Origin of the sequence: Methylothermaceae bacteria B42 (assembly GCA_001566965.1) — a bacterium.
Lineage (GTDB): Bacteria > Pseudomonadota > Gammaproteobacteria > Methylococcales > Methylothermaceae > Methylohalobius.
The window spans coordinates 1-15,546 of sequence record LSNW01000037.1; the positions used below are offsets into that span (position 1 = coordinate 1).

The 15,546-nt window shown below is 51.2% G+C and carries 15 protein-coding genes and 1 pseudogene; 7 read left to right on the top strand and 9 right to left on the bottom strand.

Annotation, left to right across the window (positions count from 1 at the left end; translation table 11 throughout):
* Positions 1-1,065 precede the first annotated feature (1,065 nt).
* The 5 genes from AXA67_01550 to trpC all read left to right on the top strand — a co-directional run bounded on the left by AXA67_01550 (position 1,066) and on the right by trpC (position 5,839).
* Positions 1,066-1,740, top strand: coding sequence for a ribulose phosphate epimerase (locus AXA67_01550; GenBank protein KXJ39469.1), 675 nt, complete (start codon positions 1,066-1,068; stop codon positions 1,738-1,740).
* 160 nt (positions 1,741-1,900) lie between these two features.
* The gene (locus tag AXA67_01555) at positions 1,901-3,379 is read left to right on the top strand and encodes an anthranilate synthase (GenBank protein KXJ39470.1); all 1,479 of its coding nucleotides are present in this window, start codon (positions 1,901-1,903) and stop codon (positions 3,377-3,379) included.
* A complete protein-coding gene (locus AXA67_01560) occupies positions 3,376-3,960 on the top strand; it encodes an anthranilate synthase (protein ID KXJ39471.1) in 585 nt (194 codons plus the stop codon). Before AXA67_01555 ends, AXA67_01560 begins: the two co-directional genes overlap by 4 nt.
* Positions 3,960-4,988 carry an anthranilate phosphoribosyltransferase gene (gene trpD, locus AXA67_01565; GenBank protein ID KXJ39472.1) on the top strand — a complete coding sequence of 343 codons (1,029 nt, stop codon included), beginning with the start codon at positions 3,960-3,962 and terminating at the stop codon, positions 4,986-4,988. The genes AXA67_01560 and trpD overlap by 1 nt, the downstream gene beginning before the upstream one ends.
* 47 nt (positions 4,989-5,035) lie before the next feature.
* Positions 5,036-5,839 carry an indole-3-glycerol-phosphate synthase gene (gene trpC, locus AXA67_01570; GenBank protein KXJ39473.1) on the top strand — a complete coding sequence of 268 codons (804 nt, stop codon included), beginning with the start codon at positions 5,036-5,038 and terminating at the stop codon, positions 5,837-5,839.
* Positions 5,840-5,953: 114 nt separating this feature from the next.
* Here trpC and AXA67_01575 read toward each other — a convergent pair whose 3' ends face one another.
* From AXA67_01575 to AXA67_01615, 9 genes and pseudogenes are all read right to left on the bottom strand, one after another.
* Positions 5,954-6,256 carry a hypothetical protein gene (locus AXA67_01575; GenBank protein ID KXJ39474.1) on the bottom strand — a complete coding sequence of 101 codons (303 nt, stop codon included), beginning with the start codon at positions 6,254-6,256 and terminating at the stop codon, positions 5,954-5,956.
* Between the two features lie 323 nt (positions 6,257-6,579).
* Positions 6,580-6,957, bottom strand: a pseudogene (locus AXA67_01580) (chromosome condensation protein CrcB).
* A 2-nt stretch (positions 6,958-6,959) separates the two neighbouring features.
* The gene (locus AXA67_01585; GenBank protein ID KXJ39475.1) at positions 6,960-8,087 is read right to left on the bottom strand and encodes a glutaconyl-CoA decarboxylase subunit beta; all 1,128 of its coding nucleotides are present in this window, start codon (positions 8,085-8,087) and stop codon (positions 6,960-6,962) included.
* An 18-nt stretch (positions 8,088-8,105) separates the two neighbouring features.
* Complete coding sequence (locus AXA67_01590; GenBank protein KXJ39476.1) at positions 8,106-9,878, bottom strand: oxaloacetate decarboxylase; 1,773 nt, start codon at positions 9,876-9,878, stop codon at positions 8,106-8,108.
* A 56-nt stretch (positions 9,879-9,934) separates the two neighbouring features.
* Positions 9,935-10,177 (bottom strand): hypothetical protein, encoded by a 243-nt coding sequence (locus AXA67_01595; protein ID KXJ39477.1) that lies wholly within the window; start codon positions 10,175-10,177, stop codon positions 9,935-9,937.
* Positions 10,178-10,459: 282 nt separating this feature from the next.
* Positions 10,460-11,485 (bottom strand): dihydroorotate dehydrogenase, encoded by a 1,026-nt coding sequence (locus tag AXA67_01600; protein ID KXJ39478.1) that lies wholly within the window; start codon positions 11,483-11,485, stop codon positions 10,460-10,462.
* Complete coding sequence (locus AXA67_01605; GenBank protein ID KXJ39479.1) at positions 11,485-12,168, bottom strand: hypothetical protein; 684 nt, start codon at positions 12,166-12,168, stop codon at positions 11,485-11,487. The genes AXA67_01600 and AXA67_01605 overlap by 1 nt, the downstream gene beginning before the upstream one ends.
* Positions 12,165-12,731: a tetrahydromethanopterin synthesis protein gene (locus tag AXA67_01610; GenBank protein ID KXJ39480.1), complete on the bottom strand. Its 567-nt coding sequence runs from the start codon at positions 12,729-12,731 to the stop codon at positions 12,165-12,167. The genes AXA67_01605 and AXA67_01610 overlap by 4 nt, the downstream gene beginning before the upstream one ends.
* Positions 12,728-14,137, bottom strand: coding sequence for a dihydropteroate synthase (locus AXA67_01615; GenBank protein ID KXJ39481.1), 1,410 nt, complete (start codon positions 14,135-14,137; stop codon positions 12,728-12,730). The genes AXA67_01610 and AXA67_01615 overlap by 4 nt, the downstream gene beginning before the upstream one ends.
* A gap of 78 nt (positions 14,138-14,215) precedes the next feature.
* On the opposite strand from AXA67_01615, the gene AXA67_01620 reads away from it, so the two are divergent.
* Both AXA67_01620 and AXA67_01625 read left to right on the top strand, forming a co-directional pair.
* The gene (locus tag AXA67_01620; protein KXJ39482.1) at positions 14,216-15,064 is read left to right on the top strand and encodes a dihydropteroate synthase; all 849 of its coding nucleotides are present in this window, start codon (positions 14,216-14,218) and stop codon (positions 15,062-15,064) included.
* A 99-nt stretch (positions 15,065-15,163) separates the two neighbouring features.
* Positions 15,164-15,544: a pterin dehydratase gene (locus AXA67_01625; GenBank protein KXJ39483.1), complete on the top strand. Its 381-nt coding sequence runs from the start codon at positions 15,164-15,166 to the stop codon at positions 15,542-15,544.
* Positions 15,545-15,546: the final 2 nt, after the last annotated feature.

Genomic DNA, 15,546 nt, shown 5'->3' on the forward strand with positions numbered 1-15,546 from the left:
ATCCAGCTATTTTCCGGAATGGTGTTTAATTTTTCGATAGCCGGGGAGATATCGGTAAATGTAAAGTTATCCGCATGAAGAAGTTTTAAAGGCAGAGTAGCGCTGACTAGCGCGGAGGTGAAGCAGAGTGTTTTTTTAAGCATATTTTTTATTCCTCATAGTACTCATTGTTGATGAGGGTCTCATGAGTTATATAAGGATTTGATTATAATCAGAAATTCCTCTACTAGTCTTTATAACATAAACAATAAGAATATGTAAAATCCAAGGCTTCAGAATCAAATTGTCAATAGCTGGTCAATTTGTTCGTAGTATTTTTGAATACAACATTGCTTGTTGCAGGAGCGGTATCAACTATATTTAGGTGTTTTTTAATTCTTGTTGCCCATTATTTTGTTTGTTAGAAAAACATAACGAAAACATATTGCTTTAAGGGAAATAGGGGAAAATAACAGGTTATCTTAAGTTTTTAACGAATAGAGCCAAGGTAAGATTACTATGACAACGAATGCATGAGGAACCTTAGATAAAGGAAAGATCACTGGTTCCTCAATTTGGTTATACCTTCGCTAGATTTCGTTAGTTGTTTTCGGTTTTACCTGCTAAGGGTGTTGAAATTTGAAACCAGTGAGCGGGATTAGCCACGGTCGCTTTGAGGGATAAGTTTGTGATCATTAGAATTTAATGCGGTCACGCAAGTAAAGGATTTTTCTCCTCCAGGACCGCATCATTTAAACACGTAAAGGATTAATTGGAGGGGGCTGATTCGAAAGCCTCGCCGGCAGGGAGGCCGGTGTGGCGCCTACAGGGGCAATCCCGGACCGAAAGTCCAGTGGACTTTCGCAGCCGGGCGAGCGTCAAGCAGGGAGGTTTGGGTAGGACTTTCTTGCACTGCAGGATTGCGCGGCAAGAAAGTATTAATGGCATTTTTCGAAGCAGACCACCTGCCCCAGCTTGAATAGATCACGGAGCCCTGTTTTCTCCTCGGGCTAGGCTGAAAAAGGTGTAAAAATCCGTTAAAATCATGTTTCTCAAATTTAGATAATGATAATTAGGAGTGGTTTCATGCAAGCACCCTGGATTGCCCCATCGATTCTTTCTGCTGATTTTGCCCGGCTTGGAGAGGAAGTAGATAACGCCTTGGCGGCGGGCGCCGATATTGTGCATTTTGACGTGATGGATAATCACTATGTGCCAAATTTGACGATTGGTCCGCTGGTATGTGAGGCGCTGCGTAAACACGGGGTGACTGCTCCTATTGACGTGCATTTGATGGTCAAGCCGGTGGATCGGATTATTCCTGATTTTGCCAAAGCCGGCGCTTCGATCATTACTTTTCATCCGGAAGCTTCCGATCATATTGACCGTAGCCTGCAATTGATCCGTGACAATGGCTGTAAGGCGGGGCTGGTGTTTAATCCTGCAACCCCCTTGGACTACCTGGATTATGTCATGGAAAAAATAGACATGATTTTGTTGATGTCCGTGAACCCTGGTTTTGGTGGCCAGTCTTTTATTCCCTATGTGCTCGACAAAATCAAAGATGCGCGCAAGCGCATTGATGAAAGCGGACGGGATATTCGCTTGGAAGTCGATGGCGGCATTAAAGTCGATAATATCGGCGCTGTGGCAGCCGCGGGCGCCGATACATTCGTTGCCGGATCTGCCATCTATGGACAGTCTGATTACAAGGCGGTGATCGACGCCATGCGGGCTGAAATTGCGAAAGTAAGAGGTTAAACAGGTTCTAAGCTCATATTATGTTGCATACTTCTGATTTATACGAGCGATGGCGATGGGCGACTTAACTATCGCTATTTAATTCTTGTTTTCTGGACCGGTTTTATCTAAAAACTGAATTCCAGCTTTTTGAAGAACGTATATTTTTGGAAGGAGCAACATGACGCCCGAGCAATTCGACGAACTGGCGAAACAGGGTTACAACCGCATTCCCGTCACCCGGGAAGTCCTCGCCGATTTAGACACGCCTTTAAGCGCCTATTTGAAACTGGCGGCAAAGCCCTATACCTATCTTTTTGAATCAGTCCATGGGGGCGAGCAATGGGGGCGATATTCCATTATTGGCTTGCCTGCCCGGCGGGTAATCAAAGTACATGGCAATACGGTTCAGGTATTGCGAGGCAGAGACGTTCTAGAAACCACAGAAGTGCGGAATCCGCTTGTCTGGATTAAGGATTTCGCCACTCGTTACAAAACCCCCCATTTGCCCGAAATGCCCCGTTTTAGCGGTGGATTGGTGGGTTATTTTGGCTACGAAACCATCGGATTTATCGAGCCCAAGCTGGCAGGCGCAGGCGCCAAGCCGGACCCTTTGAAATCAGCGGATATTTTGTTGATGGTATCCGAAGATTTAGTGGTATTTGACAATGTCTCTGGTAAATTGCAGTTGATTACCCACGCCGATCCCAATGAACCCGATGCCTTATCCAGAGCGGAATCACGGCTGGCAATGTGGGTCAATCGGTTGCGGGAAAGTTTTTCTTATCCCCAGGAGTCATCGGCGCGTGCAATTAGTGAAGCGGATTTTGTTTCCGGCTTTACCCAGGAGGGTTTTGAGCAGGCAGTTAAGCGGATCAAGGAGTATATTGTGGCCGGTGACGTCATGCAGGTGGTGTTGTCGCAGCGGCTGTCGATTCCATACCGGGGGGACCCTTTAAGCGTTTATAGGGCGTTGCGTTGTTTGAACCCATCACCTTATATGTATCATTTGGATTTGGAGGATACCCATATTGTCGGTTCTTCTCCTGAAATTTTAGTGCGTCTGGAAGATAATACAGTCACTGTGCGTCCCATTGCCGGAACCCGGCCCAGAGGCGCAACGCCTGAGGAAGACAAGGCACTGGAAGAAGAATTGTTGTCGGACCCCAAAGAGCTGGCCGAACATCTCATGTTGATAGATCTGGGTCGTAACGATGTGGGGCGGGTAGCGGAAGTGGGCAGCGTGAAGGTTACCGATGAAATGATTGTCGAGCGTTATTCCCACGTCATGCACATTGTGTCCAATGTAGTGGGGAAATTATCCCCGGGATTGGACGCTTATGACGTCTTGGCGGCCACCTTCCCGGCGGGTACGGTTTCCGGGGCCCCCAAAATCAGGGCGATGGAGATTATTGCAGAACTTGAACCGGTAAAGCGGGGCATCTATTCCGGCGCGGTGGGTTATATTGGCTGGTCGGGCAATCTGGATACAGCCATTGCTATCCGTACTGCAGTGATCAAGGACGATACCCTCCACGTTCAAGCCGGCGCCGGGATTGTCTATGATTCTGTTCCGCGCAAGGAATGGGAAGAGACGATGAATAAAGGGCGTGCCTTATTCCGGGCAGTGGCTCAAGCGGCAGGAGGGTTAACCACATGAACCGGGTAGTAATGATAGATAATTACGATTCATTCACCTACAACCTGGTTCAATATTTGGGGGAACTGGGCGCGGAGGTGAAGGTGGTGCGGAATGACCAAGTGACGGTTGAAGCCATCGAAAGCCTTGCGCCGGACCGCTTGGTTATTTCCCCTGGCCCTTGTACCCCGAAAGAAGCGGGGATTTCGGTGGCGGCCATTGACTATTTCAAAGGCAGGCTACCTATTTTAGGCGTGTGTTTGGGACATCAAAGCATTGGAGTGGCATTCGGTGGCCGAATCATTCATGCCAAAACCATCATGCATGGGAAGACGTCGTTAGTGCATCATCACAACCAAGGGGTGTTCAGAGAGCTGGAAAATCCCTTTGAAGCCACCCGTTACCACTCTCTCGTGGTAGCCCGTGACAGCCTGCCGCAGTGTTTGGAAATTACCGCTTGGACTGAAGACAAGTACGGCGAATTTGAGGAGATTATGGGACTTCGCCACAAGGAATATGCTATCGAAGGTGTCCAATTCCATCCGGAATCTATCCTCACCCAACATGGCCACGACTTACTGCGCAATTTTCTGGAAAGCTAATGGAAATCCAGGCAGCCATACAAAAATTGTTGGATGGAAACGATCTCAGCCGGACAGAGATGTGCCAGATTATGGCGCGAATCATGTCTGGAGAGGCATCGGAAGTTCAAGTGGCAGGATTTTTAGTGGCGCTGCGGGCCAAAGGCGAGCGTGTCGATGAAATCACCGCGGCGGTAGAGGTATTGCGGGAAAAAGCGCTTAAAATACAGGTATCTGGGGAGCATTTAATTGACACCTGCGGTACCGGCGGAGACAGCGCCGGCACTTTCAATATTTCCACCACGGCGGCCTTTGTCGTCGCTGCGGCGGGTGGGCAAGTGGCCAAACATGGCAATCGTTCTGTTTCCAGCCGCAGTGGCAGCGCGGATGTGCTGGAAGCCTTAGGCGTCAACCTGGATTTAACCCCGGCGCAAGTGAAGCAATGTATTGAGGAAATTGGTGTCGGTTTTCTTTATGCGCCCCGTCATCACGGCGCCATGAAGCATGTTGCCTCCGTGCGCCGTCAACTGGGGGTTCGGACGCTGTTCAATTTGCTTGGACCGCTTCTCAATCCCGCCTCCGCGCCTTATCAGCTTTTGGGGGTGTTTGACTCGCGTTATGTGGAACTTTTGGCCCAAGTGTTGAGGAATCTGGGGAGCCGTCATGTGCTAGTGGTACATGCGGAAGATGGCCTGGATGAAATCAGCCTGGCCTCTCCTACCCTGGTAGCCGAATTACAGGCAGGACAGATACAGACTTATCAAGTCACACCGGAGCAATTTGGCTTCGAGCGCGCCCCGTTGACAGCCCTGAAAGTGGGCAACGTGGATGAAAGCAAGGAAATTCTGACTTCGGTGTTATCGGGTAATCCAGGTTCTGCCCGGGATATTGTGGCTTTGAATGCGGGCGCTGCAATCTATGCGGCTGACTTAAGCGATGATCTGGCGCAAGGCGTGGAAAAGGCCAGGGAGATTTTGGCAAAGGGACTGGCCCAAAAAAAACTCACCGCTTTGATCGAGTGGACCCAGGCCCAGCCGAAGTTGGTTTAGATTTGGTTCAATGAATTTTGTTATTTTTGTGAAACAAGGTAATCATTATGTCCCAGCAACCCGCTGATATCTTGCAAAAGATTTTAGCCACCAAGGAGGAAGAAGTCTCGCAACGCAAGCGCCGCATGCCCCTCAATGAAATAAGGGAAATCGCTGAAGGGATGGGTATCCCTGCGGATTTTCAGGGAGCGCTGGAGCGGAAGATTGAAAGCGGCCAGCCTGCAGTGATTGCCGAAGTCAAAAAAGCCTCGCCCAGCCAGGGCGTTATTCGGGAAAATTTTGATCCCAGGGAAATCGCCCACAGTTATGCCCGCGCGGGTGCCGCGTGTATGTCGGTACTGACGGATAAGACCTATTTTCAGGGCTCGGAAGCTTATTTGCAGCTGGCTAAAACGACCTCGGGGCTGCCGGTGCTGCGCAAGGACTTTATGATTGATCCCTATCAAGTCTATGAAGCCAAGGCAATCCAAGCCGATGCCATTCTTCTTATTGTGGCGGCTTTAGAAGATGCCTTAATGCAAGATTTAGCCCAATTGGCGGACGAATTGTCCCTGGCTGTCCTGGTTGAAGTCCATGACGCGCATGAATTGGAAAGGGCGATGGAATTGGATCAGGCAATCTTGGGTATTAACAATCGTAATCTTCGTACTTTTGAAACTAGTTTAGACAATACGTTACAGCTATTGCCTTTGATTCCGAAAGGAAAATTGGTGGTAACTGAAAGCGGCATTCACACGCCCGAAGATGTTAAAAAGATGCGGCAAGCGGGGGTCCATGCTTTTTTAGTGGGAGAGTCATTTATGCGCGCACAGGACCCTGGGGAGAAGCTGAAAGAATTATTTTTACTATAAATAGGATCTAAAACCTGTTAATTTGTCTGTAACACACTGATAATATTTAGTTTTTAGGAAAATCCGGGCCGTATATTCATAGCTGCTTACAAATATTGCTTGAGGGCATTTAGCCTAAGGTTCATCCACTTCAATCGGCCAGCTGACAATATGCCTCAGGTCGAACTTGTCCCGGAGCTTGGGAATAATTTCAAGGACACGGTCTTCCTGGTCAAAAAACTCAATGATAAGTGGCAATTGCAGTGATAGCGAGAGTAAAGAAGTCGTGTGTAGCTGCCCTGATTTGCCATAACCGGCAATGGCGCGGATCAAAGTCACGCCAATGACTTTTTCATCATCGTGGAGAAAGCCGAGAATTTTGTCGATCGGGGATTCCCCTTCCAAAGTATAAACGCGAGCCATCCGATATTGCGTCATGACATTCTCCCGGCGGTCAAGCCCAACCAAACCCCAAAGCTGCAAAGGAGGAAATTGAGTGAAAACAGAATTAAAGGTTTAGACCAATTGTGACTGAACTCGTCTCCGCTTTCCAGTAAATGAAAAATCAAGTAAAGCCCGGAAGCCATGGCAAATAATCCTAGTAAGGTGATTAACGTCGCGGCCCGCCATTCCGGGTGGAGGGAAGTATGGCGGGTGGCCAGGATAAAAATGAATCCCAGTAAAAATGCCCCCAGGAGATTGAGAAGGATTTGCCCATAGGGGAAGGTGTGCGGTGGTAGCAATGCTTCCGGCAGTAATATCAAACTGCGCCCCATTACCACCCCAAGTGTGACCGCGGCAAGGCATAAAGCCACGCTGGCGAGAACATTGGTCAAGGCGCGGAATAATTGCCCCTGTTCAATTAAAGACAGGGTTTCCAGGGAAAAAGTGGAAAATGTCGTGAAGGCGCCCAAAAATCCCACCAGCAGGGCGGGTCGGTAGGCAGCCGCCAGGCGCCCGACCGGTTCCGCCAAAAGGCCTTCGCTCAACAGACCAATGAGAAACGAGCCAATGATATTGACAGCCAGGGTACCGTAGGGAAAATCCCGTCCCAACCATTGATAGACACCGCTGGAAACAAGAAAACGCAACAGGGCCCCCGAGGCTCCGCCTATCATGATGGCGAAAGCCTGGAGCAGGGTCATGGCACCAGTGAAAGTAAAATCCCCGCTGCTACTGCCGAGCCGATAACGCCGGCGACATTGGGACCCATGGCGTGCATCAGCAGGAAATTATGGGGGTTGCTTTCCAGCCCGACCTTGTTGGCCACGCGCGCCGCCATGGGGACGGCGGAAACGCCGGCAGCACCGATTAAAGGGTTGATTGGGGTCTTACCCACTTTATTCATCAACTTGGCCATAAGAAGTCCAGTGGCGGTTCCCAGGGAAAAGGCAATGGCGCCCAACACTAATATTCCCAAAGTCTCCATTCTCAAAAAGGCTTCCGCGTTGAGTTTGGAACCCACGGAGAGCCCTAGAAAAATGGTGACGATGTTTATTAATTCATTTTGCGCAGTTTTGCTCAAACGTTCAACCACGCCGCTCTCGCGCATGAGGTTACCGAGGGCAAACATGCCTATCAGAGGCGCGGCCGAGGGTAGAAGCAGCGCGGTAAGAAGAATCAGCATCAACGGAAAGATAATCTTTTCCAGTTTGCTGACGGTTCTAAGCTGGAGCATTTCAAGATTACGCTCTTTCTCCGTAGTGAGCAGGCGCATGATGGGCGGCTGGATCAGGGGCACCAAGGCCATGTAGGAATAAGATGCCACGGCAATGGGCCCAAGCAAATGGGGGGCGAGTTTGGAGGCTACGTAAATCGAAGTAGGGCCGTCGGCACCGCCGATTATGGCAATGGCGGCCGCATCCTTCAGGGTGAAATCCATGCCTGGGATGGCGTTGATAGCGATAGCGCCAATTAGCGTGCCGAATATACCGAATTGCGCTGCCGCTCCCAAGAGTAATGTCCTGGGATTGGCCAACATAGGGCCGAAGTCAGTGAGGGCACCGACACCCATGAAAATTAATAACGGAAAAACGCCAGTTTTGATCCCGTAATAAAGATAATGAAGAATGCCGCCTTCATCGGAAATTCCCGCCACAGGAATATTGCTGAGTACCGCACCAAAGCCGATGGGAAGCAACAACAAAGGCTCGAAGCCTTTGCGGATGGCCAAATATAGTAATAAGAATCCTATCGCAATCATCAACGCCTGGCCTGGGGTGAAATTAGCCAGGCCGGTGCTTTGCCAAAGCAGGGTCAATTTTTCCATGAGTTATTGTTTTTCCTGTTAGCCCAAAGTGATCAATGTATCGTCCACGGCCACGGCATCGCCTTCCCTTACCAACACCGATTGCACGGTGCCGCTTTGTTTGGCGCGGACTTCCGTTTCCATTTTCATCGCTTCCATCATCACCACCACGTCGCCTTCCGTCACCAGATCTCCCTGGGAGACCAGTACCCTGAGCACTGTCCCGGCCATGGGCGCGGTAATCGTGGTTTCTCCATGGGAAGCTGCAGGCAGGGAGGTGGCGGCGGGTTCGATAGTTGTGACACTGCCACTTGGCGCTACCTGAACTTGATAGGCCTTGTTGTTGACGACCACAGTATAAGCCGCAGGTGCTGAAGGGGAAGTCGCCGTTTGGACGGGTTTGGACGTTTCTGGAGAGGCTTCGGCCTGAGGCGGCGGTTCGAAGGCGGCGGGATTGCCCCGTTCTTGAATAAATTTCCAGCCCACTTGCGGGAATAGGGTATAAATCAGAACATCTTCGATTTCGTTATCCGCCAGCTTGACACCGTGCTCCTGGGCCAACCGCTTTAGCTCGGCGGTTTGTTTTTCCAGTTCCGGTTCCAGTAAGTCAGCGGGGCGGCAGGTGATCGGTTTCTCCCCTTGCAGCACCCGTTCCTGCAAATCTTTGTCCACCGGCGCGGGCGTTGCGCCGTATTCCCCTCTCAGCAAAGCTTGCACTTCTTTGGTGATGGTTTTGTATCTTTCTCCGGATAAGACGTTTATCACTGCCTGGGTGCCGACGATCTGAGAAGAGGGTGTGACCAAGGGGATATAGCCCAGATCCTTGCGTACCCGGGGGATTTCCTCAAGGACTTCGTCCAACTTGTCTGCGGCATTCTGTTCTTTCAGTTGGTTCTCCATGTTGGTCAACATGCCGCCTGGCACCTGGGCCACCAGAATACGGCTGTCCACGCCCTTGAGCGCGCCTTCGAACTTGGCGTACTTTTTCCGGATTTCACGGAAATACAGGCCGATTTCCTCGACTAATTCCAAATCCAGACCCGTATCCCGCTCGTGACCTTGAAAAATCGCAATCAAAGTCTCCGTAGGGCTGTGGCTATAAGTCATGCTCATGGAGGAAACGGCGGTATCGAGGTTGTCGATGCCCGCTTCAGCAGCGGCATAAAATGTAGCCACACTCAACCCGGTGGTGGCGTGGCAATGCAGGTGAACGGGAATATCAATGGCTTCCTTGAGACGGCTGACCAGCTCGGAAGCCACATGGGGATTCAGCAGGCCGGCCATGTCCTTGATGCACACCGAGTGGGCGCCCATATCCTCAATCCGCCGGGCCAGCTCCAGCCAGGTATCGATGGTATGAACCGGGCTGACGGTATAGGACATGGTGCCCTGGGCGTGTTTGCCAGAAGCGATGACTGCCTTGACAGCGTGTTCGATATTGCGCAGGTCATTCAGTGCGTCGAAGATACGAAAAACGTCAATCCCATTCAGCGCCGCCCGTTCGACAAAGGCATCCACCACATCGTCGGCATAATGCCGGTAGCCCAAGAGATTCTGCCCTCTGAGCAGCATTTGCAACGGCGTATTCGGCAGCGCTTTTTTAAAAGCCCGCAATCTCTCCCAAGGGTCTTCGCCGAGGAAGCGGATGCAGGCATCGAAAGTCGCGCCTCCCCAAGCTTCCATAGACCAGAATCCCACCTGGTCGAGCTTGGGGCAAATCGGCAGCATATCCTCCAGGCGGAAGCGGGTGGCAAGCAAGGATTGATGCGCGTCACGCAATACAACTTCGGTGATACCCAACGGCTTGGTCATGGATAAAAGGCCCTTTATTGATTATTGGTTACAAATGGTTCTGTTGGCATTTAGAATCATTTTCCTTCCCGATAGCGATGTACCGCCGCGCTTATGACGGCAATGATATCTTCGTCTTCTTGGTTGTGGGAAACAGGGATGGATCTGGATGTGCCTGGAGATTCATGATCTTGTGGGAAGAAGGCCGTCAAAAGAAATGACATTAAGCTGACAAAGGCGACCAACATGGCCAGGAATACAAACACAATCCCCATGCCAATCACCATCAGTTCCAGCCCTGCATTGAACATTTCGCTCATATTTTTTGCTAACTTATTGTAAGTTATCGACTATCTAGCCAACAGGAAGACACAAAGGTTTATAAATTTACCATTGTAGAGGGCAAAAATATACATTACAGGAAAGAATCCAGACTTTAGTCCAATTGAGATTGCAACAGTATGATTTGTGATCAGGGCCGACATCCGCCTCTATCCCAAAAGGCCGACACACTCGCCCTTCAATGTTGTTACACCTTGTTTTTTCCTGATTTCCTTTACAGTCCGCGGGTGGATTGCAGCTCCTTTGATCTGACCCAGTAATTATTGCTTGGGACATGTCCTGATTATTTCTCCGGCCAGCCTTGGTCCCCGGTAAATGAGTCCTGTGTAGAGTTGGACTAATTTGGCGCCTGCCTCGAATTTGGCATTGGCGTCTTCGGCGCTTAGGATGCCGCCGCAGCCGATAATGGGGATTCGGTCCCCCAATAATGTATGAAGCCGGCGAATGATTTCAGTGGATTTTTTGGATAGCGGGCGGCCGCTGAGTCCGCCTGGCTCTTCGCCATGAGGGAATGATTGCACAGGGGAATGGTCGAGGGTGGTGTTGGTGGCGATGACGGCATCAATTTTGTGATGCAAAAATAGTGCAGTTTGTTCTTCGAGTTGCTTTTCCGTGAGATCCGGGGCGATTTTGACGGCGATGGGCAGGCGTTTGCCCTGTTGTTCGGTTAATTGTTGCCGCCGCTCAAGCAATTGACTTAGCAGGTGATCCAGCGCTTTGCCGTGTTGCAGGTCCCGAAGCCCCGGAGTATTGGGGGAGGATATATTGATGGTGACATAATCGGCCAGGCAGTACACCTTTTCCAACCCTGTCAGATAATCCTCGGCGGCTTTTTCCTGGGGGGTGTCTTTGTTTTTCCCCAGGTTGACACCGAGAATGAAATCCCGCCTATCCAGTTTTCTGAGATTGGCCACCATATGGTCAACACCTTGATTATTGAAGCCCATGCGGTTGATCAAGGCTTCCGCCTGGGGAATGCGAAAGAGCCTGGGCGGCGGGTTGCCGGGTTGCGGCCTGGGGGTGACGGTGCCGACTTCGATAAAGCCAAAGCCCAATTGTGCCAGCCCTGGTATATGGTCGCCGTTTTTGTCCAAACCGGCGGCCAGGCCCACGCAGTTGGGGAAACTCAGGCCCATGACTTTAATGTCGGCGGGTGGAAATTTTTGCCGCAAGGGGTTGAGTGGCCCCAACTTGGCTGCCCAGTCCAAAGCGTTCAAGGTGAAATGGTGGGCAGTTTCCGGGTCGAGACGGAAAAGCCAGGGTTGAGCCAGGCGATACCAATCCATTATGGATTGTTTTCCCGGGGAATGGCGTCCCTAATTTGCTGTAATTTTTGATAATTCAATGGGTTGCCTCGTTGCTGTTGATCGCATAATGCGCCGCGGAACCCCAGGTAATCCGGTTCCAAGGCCAATAGCGCGGAAATATCTTCAAATCGGAGGGAGCCGGCCAATCCAGTGAGTAGTGCTTGTTCCCGGGCCTTGTCGATAAAATGCTGCAAAAAAGGCAAAGGCCGGAGTTTGGTCAGGGGTCCTTGTTTCTTGCGGGCGGTATCTAGCATGACGCCGGTAAACCCCGACTTTGCCAACGCCTCTATCAGAGGCAGGGCAATCAAGTAGTCGGCGAACAGTACGGCAATCAAGGCCAAATCCTGGGCAAGAGGCTTGAGCATACGTAGGGTGCCATCCATATCGCCTCCCGGGAAAAAACCAATTTTTATGAAATCGACACCGGTGGCGCCGGTGGTTTTAACCGCTTCCACAATGGACTCTGGCTGCAGGGGCTGGTCTCCGATAGTGGCGCTGATTTGATGGTTTGGGAGTGCCTGTACGATACGGGTTATTTCATCCAGCGCTAAAGCGCCGAGCGCCCCTTGTTGAGGATTTTTCAGATCAATCAAATCAACACCGGCTTGCGCTGCGAGCCGGGCTTCCTCCAGGTTGGCGACACTGGCGAGCAGAGCAGTCATGAAATGGCTTGTTCCTTCTGATAACGATTGATTTTTTCCATCAGCCAGCCCCAGGCTTCTTGTTCTCTGGGCCCCGCGGTTTTGTTGATGGCAATTTCGAGATAAGCGATTTCCCGGGTGATTTTCTCCCAGGGCAAACGGTCAAGGCGGCTAACTAGTATGGCGGCCTCCAACACCGCGCATTGGGCCCGGTTAAAGCCTTTAAAGGGGCTATGAGTGGCCTGCCGGATGCAGCGGCAAAAGAGTTTTGGCCGGGTGGCATCTTCTTCCACCCGATTCAATGCCAGCTCATAATGGGACAGCGTATTCCGCAGGCGCACCCCGGGGATGGTATCGGCGGGGACCAGCGGCCAATCACGCTTGTCCGTCAAACAACCGGCGAAAATACGTACGTCATCGGTGGCATTGATGATGGCGAAACCCGTGGCCAGGATGTTATCCAGGGTGCGGGACGGGCGGAACGGTAAAATGATCCATTGATCTTCGTAGGTGTGGATGCCCATGGGTGCAATGTGGGGGTCACCTTTTGGGTTGGTGGTGGTGACAATGGTTTCGAGAATCATTTTTTGGGTTTCTTTTTGAGCGTGGTTCCGGCTTCTTTGTATGTGTGAGGGTCCACCTTGGCTTCTTCCAGCGGGTCCACCGCGCACCCCCAATCGAGCATTTCATCTTGCGTGTAGCGCTTTCCCAGTTGCCAGGCGATTTGGGCGCGGGCCAGTTCCACTCCCAAATAAAAAGCGTGTCCCCCGTCTTCTTCCACGCCGAGCTTGGGGAAGAGCTCAAACGGGTCGCTTGCGGTATGAAGACCGTCGCGGTTGAAAATGTGAATGCCTTCTTCTGTGATTTGAATACGGTAACTGGGGTCGCGGATCATGCCCGCCAATTCTTGGACCTCTGCGAAATTATACGGGAAAGGCTTGGGTTCGTGGAGACACATGAGTCCTGGGTGAATATGTTTAGGTAGTGTATTGTGTTCTCGCGAGTAATAGAGAATGCGCCGGGCCAGATCCGCCTCGGGGATGGCGCGTCGGGCGTGGCCGCTGACCTGGGTGGCGAGAATATAGTGAATGTTTAGTTCGCTGCAGATGCCTAAAAGCATGCCGTTGATTCCAACGGTGTCAGCGTGGGTGAGTTCGGTCAAATTACCCACGCCCATCAAGATTTCCGCCTCGGGATAGCGTTTTCGCACTTCATGGTAACGGACGATGGAGGCGGCAAAGCCAAAATGAATGGGTTCCAAAATCGGGTCGAGGATATAGGATTTGCCCATGCGTTCCAGTATTTCTACGGCTTCATCTAAGCTGTCTAGATCCGTGGGGGGCTGGGGAATGACGATAGGAATGGTATCGACTTGTTCGGCAATCCACAGGGTATCTTTGTGTAGGCTGAGCATAAAGTCGGCGCCGGCCTGGCCGCCCCGCAGCAAATCGTCCGGATTGAGGGAGTCAATGCTGGTGGAGAAGCCTTCGGCTTTCAGCGCCTGGAAAGTTTCTTCCAGGTGGGGGAAAGGGGTGTTGGGCAGGCAGCCCACATCAATGACATCAGCGCCGTGATCCCGGTACCATTGGGCTTGTTTGAGGATTTCCTCAATGGTCATGTTGGGGGCTTCGGTCAATTCGGCGAAAATCTTGATGTCATAGCGGGACAAATCCGGAACCACTTCCGCATGGCCGAAAAATGCCGGCAGGTCTTTCAATTCATTAGGTCCTCTTTCCACCGGGATGCCCAAATCCTGGGAAAGCTGCTGCAAATCCCCCCGGCAGCGGCCGGGCACCAGGATTCTATCCGCGCCGAAGGTATCCTTCAGACGGCGGCGAATCATGTCGGAAGTCATCAGCGCCGCGACTGTCAAACCCAGCTGATGGACGGTGTATTCAAATTCCGGTTCCATGGCCTTCAGGATCTGGCGCAGCTGCTTTTCCGCCAGTTTGCCGGTGAGGAAAAGAATATGTTCCGGCTGGTCTGCCATGTGCCTATCGTTAGAGTTGAATTAGGAATATGCTACCATTCACAGGGTTTTTTCGAGTAATGCCGTTAACGATCTGCCATGAATAGCGCCAAATTGCTTTTTTCTCAGCGCTTAAAACAGGAAAAGCCCATGATTATGGGGATACTGAATGTCACCCCGGACAGCTTTTCCGACGGCGGCCAATATGCCGCAGCCGATGCCGCATTGAAACAGGCGCTCGCCATGGTGGAAGCGGGCGCCGAAGTGATTGACGTAGGTGGAGAATCCACCCGCCCAGGGTCGGAGCGGGTACCGGCGGAAGAACAATTGCGGCGGGTTTTGCCGGTGATGGAATCGCTTGTGCCAGCATTGCCTTCCGGCGTGTCCATCAGCATTGACACAACTTTGTCCCAGGTAGCCGAAGCGGCCCTCAAAGCAGGTGCTGTGATTATCAACGATGTCTCCGCTGGCCGGGATGATCCTGCCATGTTTCAACTGGTGGCAGAGCATGGGGCGTGCATGGTGCTGATGCATATGCATGGCTCTCCCAAAACCATGCAAGATAATCCCGGCTACGAAGACGTCGTAGCGGAAGTTCTGGATTTTTTGTCGCAACGGGCCGAAATTGCCCAATCTCAAGGTATTCCCCCAGAAAATCTAATCCTGGACCCTGGCATCGGTTTTGGGAAGCGGAAAATAGACAACCTCAAGCTACTGGCCCATTTGGAACGTTTCGTCGCTGCCGGTTTTCCAGTACTTTTAGGCGCCAGCCGCAAGCGGTTCATGGGCAGTATTTTGGAGATTTCAGATCCTAAGGAATTGGTTTCCGCCACCGTGGCGACCACTACTTTGGGCGTTTTGGCAGGCGTAAAAATATTCCGGGTTCACGATGTGAAGGAAAACAGACAGGCCTTGGAAGTAACTTGGTCAATCAAGCAATCCCGATAAAAGTACTTGCATTAATCCTGACTCTAGTGGTAGGTTTTTGGGTATAGCAAGAGGACGAGAACTTTTTATGCTGGCATTAATCACTTCAGGAGGTGCATCATGGGTTGGCGAAAACGAGGGCCTGAAGAAACCTATTCTGAATCAGAAATTGAAGCCAGACTGAAAGAAGAACTGCCCCATTGGTATTATGAAAAAGGGTGGATACGGCGCAAGTACAAGACTGCCGGTTGGAAGGGAACCTTAATGGTGGTAAATGTTGTCGGCCATTTGGCGGAAGCCGCGTTTCACCATCCGGATCTGACTGTTTCCTATGCCTTTGTCATTGTAAAATTAGTTACCCATTCGACCAAGGGCATCACCGATAAGGATTTTGAATTGGCGAAAAAAATCGAGGAAGTGGTGATGTGGCGCCCGGAAGAGGGAAGTGCATTAGAAGGCACGCCCGATGATCCAAGATTCAAATATATTAAGTACGATTAATG